This is a genomic window from Methylomonas sp. HYX-M1, from assembly GCF_040741385.1.
In the GTDB taxonomy this organism is placed as follows: Bacteria; Pseudomonadota; Gammaproteobacteria; order Methylococcales; family Methylomonadaceae; genus Methylomonas; species Methylomonas rhizoryzae.
Map to the genome: position 1 here is coordinate 4,278,217 of NZ_CP160405.1, position 18,326 is coordinate 4,296,542.

At 53.2% G+C, this 18,326-nt stretch carries 19 protein-coding genes; 10 read left to right on the forward strand and 9 right to left on the reverse strand.

What is annotated here, in order from left to right; translation table 11 throughout:
- Window positions 1–243 precede the first annotated feature (243 nt).
- The 3 genes from AB0A83_RS19300 to AB0A83_RS19310 are packed head-to-tail and all read right to left on the reverse strand — an operon-like array spanning window position 244 to window position 2,118.
- Window positions 244–636 (reverse strand): rhodanese-like domain-containing protein, encoded by a 393-nt coding sequence (locus AB0A83_RS19300; protein ID WP_150051295.1) that lies wholly within the window; start codon window positions 634–636, stop codon window positions 244–246.
- Window positions 637–640: 4 nt separating this feature from the next.
- Window positions 641–1,216: a methyltransferase domain-containing protein gene (locus AB0A83_RS19305; protein WP_150051296.1), complete on the reverse strand. Its 576-nt coding sequence runs from the start codon at window positions 1,214–1,216 to the stop codon at window positions 641–643.
- The gene (locus AB0A83_RS19310; RefSeq protein ID WP_150051297.1) at window positions 1,213–2,118 is read right to left on the reverse strand and encodes a LysR family transcriptional regulator; all 906 of its coding nucleotides are present in this window, start codon (window positions 2,116–2,118) and stop codon (window positions 1,213–1,215) included. Before AB0A83_RS19310 ends, AB0A83_RS19305 begins: the two co-directional genes overlap by 4 nt.
- Before the next feature lie 182 nt (window positions 2,119–2,300).
- Here AB0A83_RS19310 and AB0A83_RS19315 point away from each other — a divergent pair, with 182 nt between their 5' ends.
- From AB0A83_RS19315 to AB0A83_RS19350, 8 genes are all read left to right on the forward strand, one after another.
- Window positions 2,301–2,453 (forward strand): hypothetical protein, encoded by a 153-nt coding sequence (locus tag AB0A83_RS19315; RefSeq protein WP_367154986.1) that lies wholly within the window; start codon window positions 2,301–2,303, stop codon window positions 2,451–2,453.
- Between the two features lie 180 nt (window positions 2,454–2,633).
- Window positions 2,634–2,954 (forward strand): phosphoribosyl-ATP diphosphatase, encoded by a 321-nt coding sequence (locus tag AB0A83_RS19320; RefSeq protein ID WP_150051298.1) that lies wholly within the window; start codon window positions 2,634–2,636, stop codon window positions 2,952–2,954.
- Window positions 2,955–2,980: 26 nt separating this feature from the next.
- Complete coding sequence (tatA, locus tag AB0A83_RS19325) at window positions 2,981–3,196, forward strand: twin-arginine translocase TatA/TatE family subunit (protein ID WP_150051299.1); 216 nt, start codon at window positions 2,981–2,983, stop codon at window positions 3,194–3,196.
- A gap of 6 nt (window positions 3,197–3,202) precedes the next feature.
- On the forward strand, window positions 3,203–3,520 hold the full coding sequence (gene tatB / locus AB0A83_RS19330) for a Sec-independent protein translocase protein TatB (protein ID WP_150051300.1): 318 nt from the start codon (window positions 3,203–3,205) through the stop codon (window positions 3,518–3,520).
- Window positions 3,504–4,247, forward strand: a complete 744-nt coding sequence (gene tatC, locus AB0A83_RS19335; protein WP_150051301.1) for a twin-arginine translocase subunit TatC — start codon at window positions 3,504–3,506, stop codon at window positions 4,245–4,247. The genes tatB and tatC overlap by 17 nt, the downstream gene beginning before the upstream one ends.
- Window position 4,248: 1 nt before the next feature.
- Window positions 4,249–4,932 (forward strand): YggS family pyridoxal phosphate-dependent enzyme, encoded by a 684-nt coding sequence (locus AB0A83_RS19340; RefSeq protein ID WP_367154987.1) that lies wholly within the window; start codon window positions 4,249–4,251, stop codon window positions 4,930–4,932.
- Between the two features lie 143 nt (window positions 4,933–5,075).
- Complete coding sequence (gene argS / locus AB0A83_RS19345) at window positions 5,076–6,836, forward strand: arginine--tRNA ligase (RefSeq protein ID WP_367154988.1); 1,761 nt, start codon at window positions 5,076–5,078, stop codon at window positions 6,834–6,836.
- Entirely contained in the window at window positions 6,836–7,447 is a 612-nt protein-coding gene (locus AB0A83_RS19350) for an SPOR domain-containing protein (protein WP_150051307.1), read from the forward strand. Before argS ends, AB0A83_RS19350 begins: the two co-directional genes overlap by 1 nt.
- A 3-nt stretch (window positions 7,448–7,450) precedes the next feature.
- Here AB0A83_RS19350 and AB0A83_RS19355 read toward each other — a convergent pair whose 3' ends face one another.
- The 4 genes from AB0A83_RS19355 to AB0A83_RS19370 all read right to left on the reverse strand — a co-directional run bounded on the left by AB0A83_RS19355 (window position 7,451) and on the right by AB0A83_RS19370 (window position 13,175).
- Complete coding sequence (locus AB0A83_RS19355) at window positions 7,451–9,361, reverse strand: response regulator (RefSeq protein WP_150051309.1); 1,911 nt, start codon at window positions 9,359–9,361, stop codon at window positions 7,451–7,453.
- Window positions 9,358–9,882, reverse strand: a complete 525-nt coding sequence (locus AB0A83_RS19360; protein WP_367154989.1) for a YfiR family protein — start codon at window positions 9,880–9,882, stop codon at window positions 9,358–9,360. The genes AB0A83_RS19355 and AB0A83_RS19360 overlap by 4 nt, the downstream gene beginning before the upstream one ends.
- Before the next feature lie 10 nt (window positions 9,883–9,892).
- Window positions 9,893–11,941, reverse strand: coding sequence for a TonB-dependent siderophore receptor (locus tag AB0A83_RS19365; protein WP_150051313.1), 2,049 nt, complete (start codon window positions 11,939–11,941; stop codon window positions 9,893–9,895).
- Window positions 11,942–12,281: 340 nt separating this feature from the next.
- Entirely contained in the window at window positions 12,282–13,175 is an 894-nt protein-coding gene (locus AB0A83_RS19370) for a carbohydrate kinase family protein (protein WP_150051315.1), read from the reverse strand.
- A gap of 209 nt (window positions 13,176–13,384) precedes the next feature.
- Here AB0A83_RS19370 and pssA point away from each other — a divergent pair, with 209 nt between their 5' ends.
- Together pssA and AB0A83_RS19380 are read left to right on the forward strand one after the other, a co-directional pair.
- Complete coding sequence (pssA, locus tag AB0A83_RS19375; protein ID WP_150051317.1) at window positions 13,385–14,125, forward strand: CDP-diacylglycerol--serine O-phosphatidyltransferase; 741 nt, start codon at window positions 13,385–13,387, stop codon at window positions 14,123–14,125.
- Between the two features lie 7 nt (window positions 14,126–14,132).
- Window positions 14,133–14,987, forward strand: a complete 855-nt coding sequence (locus AB0A83_RS19380; RefSeq protein WP_367154990.1) for a CHAD domain-containing protein — start codon at window positions 14,133–14,135, stop codon at window positions 14,985–14,987.
- Window positions 14,988–15,281: 294 nt separating this feature from the next.
- On the opposite strand, the gene AB0A83_RS19385 is transcribed toward AB0A83_RS19380, so the two are convergent.
- The gene (locus tag AB0A83_RS19385) at window positions 15,282–15,866 is read right to left on the reverse strand and encodes a DVUA0089 family protein (RefSeq protein WP_150051321.1); all 585 of its coding nucleotides are present in this window, start codon (window positions 15,864–15,866) and stop codon (window positions 15,282–15,284) included.
- A gap of 178 nt (window positions 15,867–16,044) precedes the next feature.
- Window positions 16,045–18,252: a primosomal protein N' gene (locus AB0A83_RS19390; protein ID WP_367154991.1), complete on the reverse strand. Its 2,208-nt coding sequence runs from the start codon at window positions 18,250–18,252 to the stop codon at window positions 16,045–16,047.
- Between the last annotated feature and the right edge of the window lie 74 nt (window positions 18,253–18,326).

Consider the following 18,326-nt stretch of genomic DNA (forward strand, 5'->3'; position numbering starts at 1 on the left):
AATGCAGCATGGCCGCACTTGGAAGACTATTATCGCAACCATGCCCCGCTACAGTACCGGCCTGGATTAGCCGCTGTACTTGCATGCCGTCATGAGGAGCGCCAAGGCCTATCCGGCGGCGGCCAACCGGCGTTACGACATAACATTTTCCGCGACGAACCACGAAAAAGTTTGGCTCTTGGGTTGCTGGCTGTCGAATCGGCTGCTCCGGACGCGTTGGGAAGGCGCCCGAATCGGAAATGCTCAAGTCTGCTCCCAAGGCAGGCCGTGAAAACGCCAGCCGCCTAAAGTACCGCGGTGCTTGGCCTCGTCCAACGGTCCTTCAAAACCTTCCAGGATATTGACCAAATGCCGGTAACCGGCTACCTCCAAAGTCTTAGCGGCTTCCACGGAACGCACGCCGCTACGGCACAACAGCAAAACCGGAGCGTTTTTGTCGGGAGCATGCTTTTCGACTTGTGCGACAAACTCGGGGTTGACTTGCATGCCGGGAAATTCTTTCCAAGCAACGTGTATCGCCTTGGGCGGATGGCCCACAAAGCTATGCTCAATAGCGGTTCTAACGTCGATGAATACTGCCGTCGGGTCGTTTTGCAGCAGAGCCCAAGCTTGCTTAGGTTCGAGATTTTCAATCATGTCGTCAATCCAACTTTTGTCCAATGAAGCAGGCTTCGTTACGGTTGCCGCGGCCGAGGTCGCCTATGCCCTGGTATTCTTGGTAATACACCACATGCAGCGGAGCGAACAACCTGAGCAATTCGTTACGCTTTAACAAGTAATCCGGGTTGTTCGGGCCTATGGCATCGGGCTTATCGCGGGTGAACGTTTGATAAAACAGCAAGCCTGCGGGCTTTAAGGCGCTCATTATCTCATCACATAAGGTGCGGTCAAGAAATCGGCTAACCACGATAACGTCGTAACCGGCTTTCGGCCAGCTATGATTCGACAGGTCGTATTGCTGCGCGACTAGGTTCAATGCCAGTTGGGCGGCTGTGTGCTGCAAGCGGTCCGTGGCAACTTTAGAAATGTCCCAGGCGTTGACTTCCAAGCCATGCCGAGCGAGCAGAATGGCGTTAGCGCCTAAGCCGCAAGCAACATCCAGAGCCCGTCCGGCGCTCGGTAACAAATATCTGTGCGATGCCAAAACCTCTGCCGCGTCAGGCTCGATATTCTCCGCACTATAAATTCGATCCCACTTTTGCTGTATCGGATTCACGGCGGATCCATGCCGATACGGTGCGGCAGCCAGCCCTGAATAAAATCCAGGAACGAGCGGACTTTGGCGGACAAATACTTGCGGTGCGGATAAACCGCATAAATTTCCAACGGTTTAATGCCGTACTGATCCATTACGACTTGCAAACGCCCCAATTCGATATCGCGTCCGACGATGTATCGCGGTAGCATGATCAGTCCCAAGCCGTTGACGGCCGCGTTACGAATGGGGTCGGCCATATTGGCTTGCATACGGCCGGTAACGGTAATCGTTCGTTCGCCTAAAATGCCTTTAAAACGCCATTTGTTGCGCGGAGGGATCGCCCAGTTGATTAAACAGCTGTGGTCTTCCAGATCTTCCGGGTCTTGGGGGATGCCGTGATTTTTCAGGTAGTCCGGCGAGGCACAAACCACTAACGACGAACTAGCCAGTTTGCGCGCAACCAAGCTGGTATCATTCAGCTGCCCTAAATAAATGGCGATATCGACGCCTTCGTCTATCAAATCGACTTGACCGCCTTTAAGCACCATATCCACCGACAGGTCAGGGTAACTCTTTAAATACTCGGTCAGGCCCGGCGCAATATGCGTCGCCCCAATGACCGGCGGCGCGCAGATTTTCAGCACGCCGCGCGGTTCGGTCTGCAACTTGGTCACTGCGGCTTCCATCTCCTCGACGTCCAATAGAACTTGTTGGCAACGTTCCAGGTATTCCTCGCCGGCTTCAGTCAAACTTAAGCTGCGAGTCGTACGATTGAACAATCTTGTGTTCAACTCGCTTTCGAGCTGCATGATGTGTTTAGTAGCCATCGCCCTAGATATGTCCAGATCTTTGGCGGCTCCGGCAAAGCTGCCGGCTTTGGCCACTCGGACGAACACGGTCATACTGGTTAGTTTATCCATACGACATTCCCAATCGATGTAAAAATTGTTGACATTTTTATTATTTCTCTGTTGTTTACAATTTATTTTATATTAACCCAATTGTAAACGTTTTTTTATCCTGTATAGTATTAACCAACTGATGAACAAAGCAATGGCGCTTTGTCAAGATGACGCAATCTTAAAGAGGAACTAAAACTGAAATGAACGGCATAGGTAAAGATATTTTGGTCGGCGCATTATTTATCGCGGGCACGCTTAGCTTCTTATCCGGTTTGTTTATCGTTTCGACGGTTTTATTCGCCGCGACCACCATGTTCAGCAATATGAGCACTACGGCGCGTATCAAAGGTTAAGCACATCAACGAATTTGTAACTACCTCCTGGTGTTGTAATTCAAGCGGAATCTCCTCATAGCACTCTGCTTGGTTTTTACCTCCTTCTGCGCAAGCAGTGGGAGGTTTTTTTTGTCCGTCGTTTTAGCCAAGGCCACTCCATGTTATGATTTTTAGCGAACTTTGGTGAAGGAAGGGGTTATGAGCGATGTTTTACAACAATTGGCTGCCGTATTAGAGCAGCGTAAAGAACAAAGCCCGGACCAATCCTACGTTGCCGGCTTATACGCCAAAGGCTTGGACCATATTCTGAAAAAAATCGGCGAAGAAGCTACCGAAACAGTTTTAGCGGCGAAAGACGGCGATAAACAGAAAATAGTCTACGAAACGGCCGACTTGTGGTTTCACAGCATGGTAATGCTGGCGCAACAAGGCTTGGGCCCGGAACATGTGTTAAACGAATTACAGCGTCGTTTCGGATTGTCCGGCATAGAAGAAAAGGCGCAAAGAAATTCGCCCTAATCGTTATCTAACATTAAGGAGGGGATATGGGCGTAAGCATGACTCAATTGCTAATTGTGCTGGTGATAGTCATTTTAGTATTCGGCACCAAGCGCTTGAAAAACGTTGGTGGCGACCTCGGCGAAGCTATCAGAAATTTTCGTTCGGCGATGAAAGAAGGGAACGAAAACAAGTCGCTAACCGAGGAAAAAGGCGAAACCCTGGAAGGCGAAATCACCCAAAAAGAAAAAGACCAGGCTTGATTATTTATGTTCGATGTCGGTTTCTCCGAATTATTAATGGTTGGACTGATCGCGCTGTTGGTTATTGGGCCGGAACGCTTGCCGAAAGCAGCTCGAATCGCCGGATTTTGGCTGGGCAAAACCCGCAGCACGATTGCCAGCGTGAAGGCGGAAATCAAACAGGAGTTGCACGCTGAGGAAATGCGGCAATTGTTGCGCCAGCAGCAATCGATCGCAGACGAATTGCAGCAAGTTGCGCAAGAAACCCAAGCGGCGGCTGGCGAATTAGAAAACAAGCCGCAAAACGGCCAACCCTCCCGAACGATCGATGACCCATCAGCTTGACCCTATCGGCGAGCAGTCCTTCATCAGCCATTTAATCGAATTACGCGACCGTCTATTGCGGGTGGTATTGTGCGTGCTAGTGGTTTTTATCGGCACTGCGACTTACTCCAGCGAAATTTATCATTACCTTGCCGAGCCGTTGTTGGCGCATATGCCCAACAACAGCACGATGATAGCAATCGATGTCGCCTCGCCGTTTTTCACCCCGATTAAGCTGGCCTTCGTGGTGGCAGTATTTGCCTCGGTACCGTTCATTCTGTATCAATTTTGGGGCTTCGTGGCGCCCGGACTGTACCGGCACGAAAAGCTGATGATACTGCCGCTGTTATTGGCAAGCACCCTGCTGTTTTATGGCGGCGCGGCATTTGCCTACTACGTGGTGTTTCCGCTGGTATTCGGCTATTTGACGGCAGCGGCGCCCACCGGCGTCGCGGTGATGACCGACATCAGCACTTATCTGGATTTTGTGCTGACCTTATTTTTTGCGTTCGGCATTTGTTTCGAGGTACCGATTTTCACGATTGTACTGGTTTGGACAGGGATTACTACCCCCGAAAGCTTGGCGGAGAAACGGCCTTACATCATCGTCGGCGTATTTACCATCGCCATGTTTTTAACCCCCCCGGACGCATTGTCGCAAACATTATTGGCCGTACCGATGTGGATGCTATTCGAATCCGGCTTGCTGTTTTCCCGCTTGTTTGTCGGCACCGATCGAGAGCATTGACATGCAATCCTCCGACATAGCCGAGCGTTTTCGACACGTACGCAGCCAGATACGCCATGCGACAGGCATTGCCGGCCGACCGGCCGCAAGCGTGCAATTGCTGGCTGTCAGCAAAACCAAATCCGCTGCCGATATTGCACAGCTTTATCGACTGGGACAACGCCATTTTGCGGAAAATTATGTGCAGGAGGCGCTGTTTAAGCAACAACAACTGGCCGCATTCGATATTAGCTGGCACTTCATCGGCCCCATTCAATCCAATAAAACCAAGCCCATCGCCAGTCATTTCGCCTGGGTACACAGCGTGGACAGATTAAAAATCGCCCAACGCTTGAGCGAGCAGCGTTCCGAGCGCTTACCCCCATTGAACATCTGCTTGCAAGTAAATATCAGCGAAGAAAGTAGCAAGTCCGGCGTTAGTCTGGCTAACTTGCCCGAACTGGTAAGCGCGGTACGTCAATTGCCGAGATTGCGCTTGCGCGGCGTGATGGCCATTCCGGAACCGGAAACTAACTATGCAAAACAACGGCTGCCTTATCGCAACTTACACCAAGCCGTTCAACAGCTTAACGATCCCAGTTTGGACAGCTATTCTTTCGGCATGAGCGGCGACTTGAAAGCAGCAATCATGGAAGGAGCCACCATGGTCAGGATCGGCACGGCGCTATTCGGCGAGCGCCGATAAGTTTCGAAACTCAGTCCGGTTTCCTGCGGTTGCGGGGCTGTAATCAGCAAGCGAAGCCGGCGGTAACTCCCGCTCTCGGTAGCCACGATGGGGGTTTTCAGGGATAATAGCCGCAATTTCGTCCCCGTTTTTTCTCATCAATAATGAAAACAAAGCTCGAATACCTGTTGCAAAACGCTATAGACGCATTGAAAACGCAAGGTGTTCTGGATCGCGAACTAACCGTACAAATCGTGTTGGAACGGGCTCGCGACGCGCAACATGGCGACTTCGCCACCAATCTGGCCATGATGTTGGCAAAACCCGCTAAATCCAATCCGCGCCAGTTGGCGGAAAAGATTATCGCCGCACTGCCGGCCGACCGGCTGATCAGCAAGGTTGAAATCGCCGGCCCCGGTTTTATCAATTTTTTTCTGAATCCGGATTATTTATTCGATATCGTCAAGCAAATCCACGTTGCCGGTTCGACATTCGGCTTAAGCCAGTCAGGTCAAGGCAAACGGGTGCAAGTGGAATTCGTTTCCGCCAATCCCACAGGACCTTTGCACGTCGGGCACGGACGCGGGGCCGCTTACGGCTCCGCCGTCGCGGATTTGTTGGCAGCGGTAGGCTTCACGGTGGAACGCGAATACTACGTCAACGACGCCGGCCGGCAGATGGATATTCTGGCAACCAGCGTTTGGTTGCGTTACCTGGAAGAATGCGGCGAAGTGTTACCGTTTCCCGGTAACGGCTACCGGGGTGATTACATCCGCGACATCGCTCGCAGCTTGCATCAACGCGATGGCGAGTTATACCGCCGCGCGGCCGGTGCAGTCATAGCTGATTTGCCTGCCGACGAAGCACAAGGCGGCGACAAGGAAAAGCACATCGACGCATTGATAGACCGAGCCAAAACTTTGTTGGGCGAAGCGGATTATCGGTCGGTGTTTCAAGTCGGGCTGGACGACATATTGGCGGACATCAAGGACGATCTCGCCGAGTTTGGCGTAAGTTATCAGCACTGGTTTTCGGAACGCAGTTTGATGGAGGACGATTCGATACCCCAAGCCTTGCAACGTTTGGATTCCGCCGGATACTTGTACAAACAGGATGGGGCAACTTGGTTCGCGTCCAGCCGACTGGGGGACGAAAAAGATCGGGTGGTAGTGCGCGACAACGGCCAAACGACCTATTTCGCCTCGGACATTGCTTACCATATGAACAAGTTGGACCGCGGTTTCGATCAGATCGTCAATATCTGGGGGGCGGACCATCACGGATATATTCCGCGGGTCAGAGCGGCTATGCAGGCCTTGGGAGCCGACGAAACCAAGCTAAAAGTGTTGTTGGTGCAATTTGCGGTGCTCTATCGCGGGGACGAAAAAGTGCAAATGTCCACGCGTTCGGGGGAGTTTGTTACGCTAAGACAATTGCGCAACGAGGTCGGTAACGACGCCTGCCGCTTTTTCTATGCGATGCGCAAATCGGAACAGCACATGGATTTCGATTTGAAACTAGCCACCTCGAAAACCAACGATAATCCCGTTTACTATGTCCAATATGCGCATGCGCGGATTTGCAGCGTGCTAAGGCAACTGGACGAAAAACATCGCCCGCGCGACTTGGCCTTGGGAATGGGACATTTACGCTCGTTGACCGAGAGCCACGAAACCGAATTATTGACCGCACTCTGGAAATATCCGGAAGTAGTGGAGCGCGCTGCTACGCAGTTCGAGCCGCACCAGCTGATTACCTATTTACGCGAATTAGCCAACCAGTTCCATAGTTACTACAACGCTCACCAGTTTCTGGTAGACGACGACGGTCTGTGTAATGCCCGGCTAAACCTGATTTGCGCGGTTAAACAGGTTTTCGCTAATGCATTAGGTTTATTGAAAATAAACGCCCCAGAATCGATGTAATGGCCAGAGATTACAAACACCGCGTTCAATCGTCCGCCTATAGCGCCTCCCGGCGTCAAGCCGCAAAGCAGCCGCCATTATGGCGGCGCTGGTTGCTGGTGCTTGCATTGATTGCGGTTTTCGGCGCGTTCTTACACATTGTTAGCCGGAAGGTTGAAGAGTTGTTAGCGTCTCGTAGCGGCGAACCGGCACAAACCAACGTTTCCGAACTAAAAACGCCGGAGCAGCCCCCCGATCCTAAGCCGGTTGCGGCCGTGCAGCCGGTAGTCGAGCCGCGTTACGATTTTTATACCATCCTGCCGCAAGCCGAAACCGTAATACCCGATTACGAAATTCAAAGCCGGGTCAGAGAAGAATTGGTAGGCAAAAGCAAGGCGGTGCGCTACGTCATGCAGGCCGGCTCCTTCCGTGAGGGAGCCGAGGCGGAACGGCACAAGGCCAAACTGGCTTTATTGGGGATAGAAGCGCGAGTCGAGAAAGCCAAGGTCGGAAGCGCCATCTGGCATAGAGTCAAAATCGGCCCTTACGACAATCCGTCCAGTGTCGCCAAGATCAAGGAATTGCTGCAAAAAAACAATATAGGCGTCGTTGTGACCGAACAAGGTCAATAAGCTTTATTCTTGCTCCCGCTCCGGGGCCAGCCACTTTTCCAACACGGCATACAGCGTTTTGGGCAATATCGGCTTACAGATATAGTCCACCATACCCGCTTCCAAGCACTTCAATTTGTCTTCCTGCATGGCGTTAGCCGTCATCGCTATCACCGGGACGTTTTTACAGGCGTCCATTTCTTTTAGGCGTTTAGTAGCCATATAACCGTCGATCTCCGGCATTTGTACGTCCATCAATATACAGTCATAACGATGTTGGGCCAGCTTCTCCAAAGCAATTGCACCGTTTTCGGCGACATCCACTTGAATCAGCACTTTTTCCAACAGTTCGACCGCGACAATTCGGTTAATTTCGTTGTCTTCGACGAGAAGCACTTTGCGGCCTCGAAGCTGATGACTGTGTTTGGAGGCCATAGGCGAACCATTTTGCTGCCGAGCGTAGAGCACGCTAGCGAAGTCTGCAACGCCGAGTTTTACACTGAAAATAAACTTGGAGCCGACCTGCTTCTGACTGACTACCCGTATCGTTCCTCCCATTTGTTCGACGAGTTGTTTGCTAATCACCAAGCCTAAGCCGGTTCCGCCGTGTGTGCGGGTCACGCTGCTATCGCCTTGCGAGAAGGCTTGAAACAAGCGTTGTTGTTGCGCTTCGCTAATGCCTATGCCGGTGTCGCTGACACAAAATTGCAAACTAATATGCTGCGAAGTACGGTTCAATTCGACCACACTGATGCCGACTTCGCCATATTCGGTGAACTTGATCGCATTGCCGATCAAATTGATCAGGATTTGCCTGAGGCGTTGCGGGTCGCCGATCACCGCGTGTACGGTACCGGAAGCGGGGCAGCTCAGTTTTAAACCTTTCTGGGCCGCCAATTGATTCATCGTGGCGAAGACTTGCTCCAGAACGTCTTCCAGCAAAAACGGAATGCTTTCCAGCTTCATTTTTCCGGCTTCCATTTTCGAAAAATCCAAGATGTCGTCGATGATATCCATCAAGGAATGCGAGGCCGCTTCCACCCGTTCCAAATAAGTTCGCAACTTGTCGCTGATTTCGCTATTTAAACAGAGCTCCACTAAGCCGACAATCGCATTCATGGGCGTGCGAATTTCGTGGCTCATATTGGCTAGAAATTCGCCTTTGGTCTGGTTGGCCTGCTCGGCTTCTTGTTTTGCAATCTGCAGCTCGCGGGTGCGCAACAGCACTTGGTTTTCCAAATAGGCTTCGTTGGCTTGAATTTGCGACAACATGCTGTTGAAAGCCTCGGATAAATCGGAAATTTCGTCATTGCCGGCATAGTCGGAGCGCTTGCTGTAATCGTGGTCGCGCTCGATTTGCCGAGCGATGTTGGCCAAATGCACGATAGGCGTCAGCAACGAACGCTGTAACCGCAATACGAAAACAGCGGCGATACTTAAAGCAGCGAAGACGATTGCGGCGTTTAAGGCCGCATTGCGAATCAGCGCATGGTAGGGTTGTTTTAGATCGGCCACCAAAACGATGTCGCCGATTTCCCTATTGTTCGCATCCAAGATAGGACGCCGGGTCGTATGGTTTTTCTGCAAGGCCTTAGGCCATAGGATGTGCCAGTTGGAAGTCGCTTTGGCATAGCTTGCAAAAATTTCTCCGTTCGCAGATCGAATGACGCCGGAGATTATGTCCGGATCGTGAGCCAAAGCATTGAGAACTTCCTGCGCGGTTTTTTTGTCTTCAAACACAATCGGATAGCTGCAATTCTGCCCGATCATATCGGCGGTCAGCGTCAATTTGGTGTTGAGCTCTTGGTGCAGATCGTTGAACTCGCGCACAGAGAGAGAGACCGTGGCGACGAATAAGGTCAAGATCGCCATCAACCGCAATGCTTTGGCTAATTTGTTGACAATCGAAATCCGAGGGCTGCAAGGCCTGTTCATTGCACTATTTCCGCCATACGTAGCAATTTGGAACTGAGTTTTAGACCGGCGCGCTTAACCGCCGCTAAATTAACGATCAGTTTTAGCTTGTTGTTGCGTAAAGTGAATTGAATCATGCCGCCGCGTTCGGCGAAATCCTCGCTGTCGCTAACCAGCAAGATATGGCGGGATTCCGCTTGATTCAGGATGTCTTGGGTTAAGGTATGCGGATCGCTTAAAAACAAAATTTGGCACCGAGCCATCTCCGGCAAGGGTTCGCTTACTACTTGTACCGTAGAACCGCCCACTTGTTGGCCGTCCAGCGCCGGTAAATAAGCGCGTAACGGGCTGTCACCCCATAAACAGATAGTCACCTGGTCGGCTTTCGGCCATTCGGTTAATTCGACGAAGTGAAATAGATAGAGCGCTTTGAGCTGGTACTCCCGGCTGACCAATGCATCGTCAGCCGCTGCCGGACGGCTTAGGCAAACGCTGACGCTGAGTAGCAATAAGACAACCGAAAGCTTAGCGAAACGATTCACAGCTCAAGACTCAGAAACGCCAGGAAAATTGCGCCAACACGCTACGCTGGATCTGGCTGGCAACCGGTATGTACAAAATATCGCTAAATTCCGGGTGTTGATTGTCCAATAAGTTTTGCCCGCTGATCGAAATTTCCAAGTCTTTATGCGGATGCCATCCTAACCGTAAATCCATGGTGAAGTAGTCGGGAATGGCCATGTCCCGGTCGACCACGATTCTACCCACATAGCGGAACCAGGCATCCAATTCGATTTCGTTGGTCAGGTTGTATAAGGAGCGTAGCGACAAGGTATGGTTAGGGCTGGAATGCGGTTCGGTTAACTCGTCTCTGAACCAGCGGCGCGAGGTATCGTAATTCACGTCGAATCGATTGAGGCTATACGCGCCTTGTAAGCGCCAGGCGCTATTGGCTCGATAGTTGGCCGAGAGCTCCACACCGTAGCTTTTTACTTGCCGGCTATTGCTAACCGTTGCAGGATAGATTGGAACGTTGGTTGGAAAAGCCGGGGCAAAATCGGGGCTATTCAACGTTGTGCCGTCAAATTGAGTGCCTTGCATCCTGTCGTAAATGTTGTAGAACGCCGCGGTATCGATATCGAAGTTATGCAGAATTTGCCAGCGCCAACCCAATTCGAATGCCAGCAGGTTTTCGGTTTTCATGTCCGGATTGGCCTTCACGTCGACAAAATCGCTACTGCCCGGAATCGGTACAAACAGGCGAATACTGTGTTGCGCCCGATTGGGCAACACCACCGCCCGGGACACGGCTCCCCATAGACTGTGCGCCTTATTGGGCGTCCAAATCAAACGTAGGTTGGGTTCGGTTTCCCAGCCGGTGAAGGTAAAGTGTTCTACCCGATTGCCCAAGGTCAGTTTCAAATCGTCCAGGATGTCAATTTGATCCTGTAAATACCAGCCGACGTTGTATTGCGCGAATTTGGCCGGCTCGAAACCCAGTGTCAAACTATTTTGGAATTGATCGTGTACGGTCTGAAAGTTCAGGCCCCACAAAATTTGGTGGCTATCCAGTTTGGGTAGGCTGTGTTGGACATCGAGAACCGCGTGCGAACGGTCCATTTGTATCGTTCCCAATAGCCAATGGGTTTGGGTAAACGCAAAGTTGGTTTGGATAAGATGACCGCTATCGGTCGTATGTTTCCAGTTGCCTTGCAGGCTGCCGGTCATGCCGTCCCGACCGAAATCGTTCTGCACCCACAGCGGCGGCGTTTCGGAAGTAACGCCGATCAGATAACCGCGTTGTCGATAGCGGGCTAGGGTAGCTTCCAACGTCAATTGATCGTTTCGGCTCAATTGGCTGTCCATCCGTAGCGTGGCGTTTTGCGCGTTTCCGTTATCGTGCGTGTCGTCCGTGGCCGTCAGATCGGCACTGGAGTCTCGGTAAGCGGTATTCACGGTACCGCGCAAATAAGAATCTTCGGAAATCTTGGTGCCGTAGCGGACACCGCCGAAGCCCAACTCTTCGCTTCCGCCGCCACCGAACAATAGACCGCCCTGGGTGTCGCGGGCGGAGCGGGTAACGATGTTGACCGTTCCGTTAACGGCATTCGCGCCCCACAAGCTGCCGCTGGGGCCTCTTAACACCTCTATGCGCTCTATATCCCACAAGGATAAGTTCTGTTGCCCCCAATATACCCCGCTGACCAAAGGGTCGTAGATGCTGCGCCCGTCTATCATGACCTGCAGTTTGTTTGCGTACAAGTCGTTGAATCCGCGGGCGCTAATCGCCCAATTCCAAGCATTGACCTTCGCCACGTTCATGCCGGGCACCATGCGCAGCAGTTCCGGCAGCGTGGTTACTCCGGAGCGACGGATGTCTTCCGCGGTAATCACGAAAGCGGCGGCCGGACTGTTTTTGACGGATTGGGTCTGCCTGGATAAAGTGGAAATATCCAGCTCTGTCACTTCCTCCCAGCTTAGCGGCAATAGTTCGCTAGTCTCTTCAACGGCTTCGGCTTCGCCGGCCACTGCTGCAAAACCGGGTTTAATCGATAGACACGCCAATAAGGTGCCTGCAAGATAGACAACAGGGTACAACATTGCAATTATTGATCGGACAGTTATCTTGGGAAGCGGCGTAAGCCCTTAGTACGGAATTTTGACAGGTAATTAAGGCGGCACTCGGTTTTTTTAGACACGATCACGGCTCGCAACCCACTGATAATCAATATACCCTAGGATGCGTCCAAAGGCGCGCATCATTTCGATATTACAACCATTAGACCCAATAATAGGATATTTGTAACTATTCATCCATGCCAGGAGCTAGTCCCAGGGAGGCATTCCTCATCTGTTGTAACGTAGCTGCATTGAGGACTTCGTCCTCTAATGCGCATTCGGGCGCACAATCAACCGCGAACCGTGTGCGCTGAAAAAGCGTTTATTCGGCCGGCCAGCTTTGCAACAACGCCGCAACTTGCGCCGTATTCGGCATACCGGGCCTAGCCCCGATGCGCGTGCAGCAATATGCGCCGGCCGCGCTGGCAAATCGCAGCAGATCCTCCCAAGCCATCCCTGCCGCCAAGCCGGCGGCAAACGCGCCGTGAAAGGCGTCGCCGGCTCCGGTACTATCCAGCGCATGCACCGGCGGCGCCGACATGCGGCCGGTTTGCTCGCCGCGCCGCCACAACAAACCGCGTTCACCCAAGGTAATCACCGCAACCGGCGCCATCGCAGCCATTTGCGTCAAGGCGTCCCCCTCATCACCGGCCAATTGCAGGGCGAATTTTTCCGAAGCCAGCAGATAATCCACTTTATCCATCAACAAACGGGTACCGTCGTGTAATGAGCCGGCATCCAGCAGCGTCGGTACGTTCGGCAGCGCCCGGCTAGCGGCCAAGGCCAAATGCGGCTCGTGGCCGTCGCACAACACTACCTTGGCTTGCACGCCGGCGAAGGCGATGCGTTCGGCCGGCAAGGCTTGGGTATCGCCTTTGTAGTTGATCAAGACCCGTTTGCCGTCCGGTTTGACCAAAATCGTCGACAACGGAGTGGGCGAAGCACCCCGCACCAGCAAACCAAGGTCCACGCCCTCTACTCGCAATTCCCGGCAATGACTGTCGCCATAAACGTCGTTGCCTAAATAGCCGGCGAAACCGGCCTGATAACCAAGCCGGGCGACCGTCACCGCGGCATTGGCCGCCGGCCCGCCACCGCAACTCAGCAAACCGTCGGCAAACAACTTTTCGTCCGCACCGGGATGACGGGCGATCGAAAACACCAAATCGTAGCTGGCATGGCCGATACAGAGTACGTCACACGTTTTAGCATTCATAACATTTACCGCATATCACTAAAAACAGCGCACTGTATTCGGCAACCGCAATTGAGGAAAGCGCTTTTTCCCAACCACCACGTCCTCGGCCGAAACTAAAGCGGACGCGGCTTGATCAACCGCTGCCGTTTTTGTCATCGTATTGCGATAGCCGGCCGGCGGCGGTCCATGTAAAATGGCCGACCAGTTATCGACTGTCAACGCCCATCATGATCCAAACACCACCGCCCAAGCGTCACCGCGGCATTTATCTGCTGCCCAACTTGTTCACCACCGGCGCGATGTTTGCCGGCTTCTACGCCATTACTTCGGCGATCAACGGCCGCTTCGAGACCGCCGCCATTTCATTATTCGTGGCGATGGTATTGGACGGCTTGGACGGCCGGGTTGCGCGTTTGACCAATACCCAAAGCGAATTCGGCGTGGAATACGACAGCTTGTCCGATATGGTGTCATTCGGCGCCGCCCCGGCCATCGTGATGTATTTGTGGACCTTATCCAGCATGGGGCAAGTCGGCTTGTTCGCCGCGTTCGTGCACATGGCCGGCGGAGCTTTGCGCTTGGCGCGATTCAATACCCAAGTCGAAGTGGCGGATAAACGGTATTTTCAAGGCCTACCCAGCCCGGCGGCGGCGGCAATTTTAGCCGGCGGCTTATGGTTTTGCGTGGAAAACGGCTATCAAGTGGAAAACTTCAAGTACTTGGTGCTCGTCGCCACCATTTCCACCGGATTGCTGATGGTCAGCAACTTTCGCTATTCCAGCTTCAAAGAAATCGACTTCAAAAACAAAGTACCGTTCATCGCCACGATCTTGGCGATGTTGGTCATCGGTTTCGTGCTGGCCCAACCGCAACGCATGCTGTTTTTACTGGCGGTCGGTTACGCCGCATCCGGGCCTATCGTCACGCTGATCATGCGCAAAAAGCGCTTGCAAAGCCGAAAATCCTGACTGCGTCATGGCCAAAGAGGACGCCAAACTCATCCAAGCAGCATTGGAGCGTCATTGGGCCAAACATTTATCACGCTTGCAAGCCTGTCGCAACCAAGCCAGCGAATCCGCGGTACATAAACTGCGTATCAGTCTGCGCCGTTTGCTCGCTTTCATAGAACTACTGCAGATTCTGGCGCCCGACCCGGCGTTGCGCAAACTTAGAAAAGACCTTAAATCTCAGGTGGACGGCTTCGACGAATTGCGCGACACCCAAGTCATGCTGGCCGATTTGCTGGATTTGAATGCCTTGCCGGAGATAGCGCCTTTTCTCGCTTATTTGCGCGCCAACGAACGTCGTTTGTTAGCCGCTATCCCGCGACAACTCCATGTCTTGGACAGCAATTCGCAAGAACTGCTGCTAGCTAAAGTGCAAAAACGCGTTTTGCCGGCGCTACGCGAAATGAATCTGCCACGGGCTTGCTTAGCCGCGATAGACGCCGTATACGCGGTTGCCCTCCAGCGTTATCGCGCGATAGACGCCCAACAGCCGCAAACGCTGCACAAACTGCGCATCGCATTGAAAAAGTTACGCTATCTGCTAATTACCGCCAGCGAGCTGCTACCCCCGCTCCCCGACGGCCATCTGGCCAGCCTGCAAACCTATCTGACTTTATTGGGCGACATTCAAAATTCTTGTGTACGCCGGGAATATTTGAATCGTTACTTCGGACACCAACCGCCGCCGGCATTAGCGGAAATATTTGCCGAGCGTCATCAGTTGCTGCTGGACGCGTTTTGGTTAGAACGCCCGAAAATTGCCACGTTTTGGCGACTGAGCGACAAGCACCCCTGGCCATGGGACAACAAGGGCATGCATTAAGGAATAAAATGATTAAGACGCAGCCACAGCACTGTTGCCGCGTCCAGCACTAAGAAGAACGGCCCGAATTCGGGCCGTTTCGCAGTCGGGAGCCGCTTGTCTGTGGCAAGCGCTATTTTCAACACAAATCCCTGATGAAGCAGGTAGGATGAGTAGGGGCCGTTTAACGGCCTAATCTCCCCCTCCCGTCATCAGAGAGCAACCACCTTCTCGTTCGCCGCGCCAAAAGGCAATCAACGAACCAAATATGACTCGGGACAAGCTACGCCCGGTCACGCACGGCAAGATAGCGCGTTACGCGCTTCTTTTCTTGCCGGTCAAACCCAAGCCTAACAGTGCCGAGCCCATCAGCCAAACCGCGGCAGGCACAGGAACCGCGGCGATATCGATTTGCAAGGTATAGAAGAAGTCGGTACTGACACCGGCAAGACTTTCAAACCCAAAATCGTCATAACCGGCAACTGCCGCCGTGTAAGTGCCCGGCTCGGTAATTTCCCAAACCAGAAAGGCGTCGAAACCGGGACCGGCATCATCGTCATATGCCACAAGGCTTCCGCTCGTGTCGAACAACCCGACTATGGGATCATCGCCAAATAGCGGACCGTCCGGCGTAGTAACAGTCAATTTAAGCCAAGTAGGCGCAGTTATGTCGAAGCTGTAAAAATCCACATCGTCGTTATCGACTATCAAACCGCCGTATACCGAGCCGCGCACACCCAACACATTGATGACCGGATCGGCACCGGTAAGAGTACCCACATACTGCGCAGTAGCCACACTAGAGTTATCGGTGCCCAAATCTTCCAGTGCCGCCTGCGCGGAGGAAGATGCGACACCTAGCCCCACGGCTAACGCGAGCAAAGCTTTAGAAAAGTTCATAGAAACACCCTAACTACGAAATGTTTAAAAAATAGGCATCCTTCACAAAATTATCATCCTGAGCCTAATACTAGCAAAGATTAACCGTTAGTAAACCGATAGTTTTGATTAAAACAGCCGTCGCTTTCTGCGCTCAACCGGATGCAGCATTCGACATAAGCCTTTCCATCCATCCGGACTAACTCAAATCGGCAGGATCTACATCCAACGACCAATGCACTTGTTTCGCGCCTTCTAAACCGTCGATATGCTGCACCAGCCTATCCAGCAAGCCATGCAACGCCTTGCGGTTCGGGCTCTGCAACAGCAATTGAAACCGAAACTGCCCGGCCCTGCGCGACATCGGCGCCGGCACCGGTCCCAACACCTGGACGGCCGACAGCTGATTTTGCTGCGTCCAAGCGCGAACGGCGGCTAAAAAACCTTGTGCAGCTGCAGCCTGCTTGGCGTCCGCCCGCAATAAGGCATGGTGGGTGTAGGGAGGCAAGCCGGCCTGACGGCGTTCGTTCAATAACTCCTCGACATAAGCGGAATAACCGGCTTGCAGCAGAATCGACAGTAACGGATGTTGCGGGTGGCGCGTTTGCAGGATCACAGTCCCGCGCTGCTCGCCCCGCCCCGCCCGTCCGGCGACTTGCACGATTAATTGAGCCAATTTTTCCGAACTGCGAAAGTCGATGCTGAATAAGCCACTGTCGATGTCCAAAAGCGCCGCCAGGGTCACGTTGGGAAAATGATGGCCTTTAGCCAACATTTGCGTTCCCAAAATAATATCCGCTGCGCCGGCGTTGATTTGCTGCAAATACGTTTCCAGCGTGCCTTTGCGCTGGGTACTGTCCCTATCCAGACGGACGACGGTGTGTTCCGGAAATAAAGCGACCAACTCCTGCTCTATCCGCTCGGTACCGGCGCCTAGCGCCCGCATTTCTCCGGTTTTGCAGGCCGGACACTGCCGGGTCAACACGTAAGAAGCGCCGCAGTGGTGGCAGCGTAAGCGGTTTTCGGCGGCGTGTATCACCAAATTGGCATCGCAAAACCGGCAACGCGCCACCCAACCGCATGCATGGCAAATCTGCACCGGCGCATAACCGCGGCGATTCAAAAACAGCAGTACTTGCTGGCCTTGCTGCAACTTCGCCCGCATCGCCTGCAACAATCCTTCGGATAAGCCGGCCTGTAAATAGTGATTGCGGATATCCAGGATTTGCATATTCGGTTGCTCGGCGGCCCCGGCCCGGCCCGGTAGCTCCAACAAGCGGTAACGCTGCTGCCGGACGTTGAACAAAGATTCCAACGAAGGGGTTGCCGATCCCAACAAGACCGGAATATGCAGCAACTTACCGCGCGCGACCGCCACGTCCCGGGCCGAGAACCTAAAACCATCTTGCTGCTTGAACGAACTATCGTGCTCTTCGTCCAGGATAATCAAACCCGGCTTGGGCATAGGGGTAAACAGCGCCGAGCGGGTACCCAGCATAATCCCGGCTTGGCCCCGTTGAAACGTCAGCCAGGCCCGCGTCCGCTCGCCGTCACTGAGTTTGGAATGAAAACAAACGATGCCCGTGGCAAAACGTTGCCTAAACCGTTGTTCCAATTGCGGCGTCAAGGTAATTTCCGGCAGCAGTACCAAAACCTGCAAGCCCAGGGCCAATACCTTAGCCATGATCTGCATATAGACTTCGGTTTTGCCGCTACCTGTCACCCCTTGCAACAAGAACACCGAAAATCGGCCCAGCTGAGCGCTTACCGCGTCTATGGCTTGTTGCTGGGCTGGATTCGGCGCCAATGCCGGTGCCATGTCTACAGAGAATGCAAGGTTGTCTGGAACGGGCAGCCTGTGCACCCACCCCTTTTGTAACAAGACTTTCAGCAGCGGCCTGTCTTGCGCCAGCTCGGCGGCGGTGACAACCTGCCGTCCCGCCTGCAAGCGCTTGAGCAATGCCAATTGCTTGGGCGCTCGCGTACACGTTTCCGCGGCCCGCTCGCCTTCTTGGGTTAACGCATAGCCGAACGCTTGGCTGAACTCGGCCATTTTTCCATGCCGCAGTTGGACCGGAAAAGCCGTCAACATCACTTCGCCTATCGGGTGGTGATAATAACGGCCAGCCCATTGCAATAGCTGCAGGTCTTGGGTCGACAATAACGGTTGCGTATCGATCGCTTGTTCAACCCGCTTCAAGCGTTGCCGTTCTATGGCACTGCCGGACTGGACGGCCACCAACACCCCCACTTTGCGCGACCGGCCGAAAGGCACCCACAACCTGATGCCCGGCAAGTAATCCTGACCGGAATCAGCCTCGGCCGGCAAATAATCGAACAAGCGAGGCAAGGGGACGGCGATTGCCACTTGCAGGACGCTCGTGTGCGATGCGTCACAATTAGGCATGTTTTGTGATGTACCTATAGATATTTGCCGGCTAAACCATTATCGGCATTACGAAACTCAAGTTACCCACAAAA

What these genes read in the sequence shown, in the direction of transcription:
- tatA (WP_150051299.1), top strand. Translation starts at nt 2,981, where the DNA reads ATGGGCGTAAGCATGACTCAATTGCTAATTGTGCTGGTGATAGTCATT.
- AB0A83_RS19315 (WP_367154986.1), top strand. Translation starts at nt 2,301, where the DNA reads ATGAACGGCATAGGTAAAGATATTTTGGTCGGCGCATTATTTATCGCG.
- AB0A83_RS19380 (WP_367154990.1), top strand. Translation starts at nt 14,133, where the DNA reads ATGGCCAAAGAGGACGCCAAACTCATCCAAGCAGCATTGGAGCGTCAT.
- pssA (WP_150051317.1), top strand. Translation starts at nt 13,385, where the DNA reads ATGATCCAAACACCACCGCCCAAGCGTCACCGCGGCATTTATCTGCTG.
- AB0A83_RS19390 (WP_367154991.1), bottom strand. Translation starts at nt 18,252, where the DNA reads ATGCCTAATTGTGACGCATCGCACACGAGCGTCCTGCAAGTGGCAATC.
- AB0A83_RS19350 (WP_150051307.1), top strand. Translation starts at nt 6,836, where the DNA reads ATGGCCAGAGATTACAAACACCGCGTTCAATCGTCCGCCTATAGCGCC.
- AB0A83_RS19385 (WP_150051321.1), bottom strand. Translation starts at nt 15,866, where the DNA reads ATGAACTTTTCTAAAGCTTTGCTCGCGTTAGCCGTGGGGCTAGGTGTC.
- AB0A83_RS19365 (WP_150051313.1), bottom strand. Translation starts at nt 11,941, where the DNA reads ATGTTGTACCCTGTTGTCTATCTTGCAGGCACCTTATTGGCGTGTCTA.
- AB0A83_RS19370 (WP_150051315.1), bottom strand. Translation starts at nt 13,175, where the DNA reads ATGAATGCTAAAACGTGTGACGTACTCTGTATCGGCCATGCCAGCTAC.
- AB0A83_RS19310 (WP_150051297.1), bottom strand. Translation starts at nt 2,118, where the DNA reads ATGGATAAACTAACCAGTATGACCGTGTTCGTCCGAGTGGCCAAAGCC.
- AB0A83_RS19340 (WP_367154987.1), top strand. Translation starts at nt 4,249, where the DNA reads ATGCAATCCTCCGACATAGCCGAGCGTTTTCGACACGTACGCAGCCAG.
- AB0A83_RS19320 (WP_150051298.1), top strand. Translation starts at nt 2,634, where the DNA reads ATGAGCGATGTTTTACAACAATTGGCTGCCGTATTAGAGCAGCGTAAA.
- tatC (WP_150051301.1), top strand. Translation starts at nt 3,504, where the DNA reads ATGACCCATCAGCTTGACCCTATCGGCGAGCAGTCCTTCATCAGCCAT.
- AB0A83_RS19300 (WP_150051295.1), bottom strand. Translation starts at nt 636, where the DNA reads ATGATTGAAAATCTCGAACCTAAGCAAGCTTGGGCTCTGCTGCAAAAC.
- argS (WP_367154988.1), top strand. Translation starts at nt 5,076, where the DNA reads ATGAAAACAAAGCTCGAATACCTGTTGCAAAACGCTATAGACGCATTG.
- tatB (WP_150051300.1), top strand. Translation starts at nt 3,203, where the DNA reads ATGTTCGATGTCGGTTTCTCCGAATTATTAATGGTTGGACTGATCGCG.
- AB0A83_RS19355 (WP_150051309.1), bottom strand. Translation starts at nt 9,361, where the DNA reads ATGAACAGGCCTTGCAGCCCTCGGATTTCGATTGTCAACAAATTAGCC.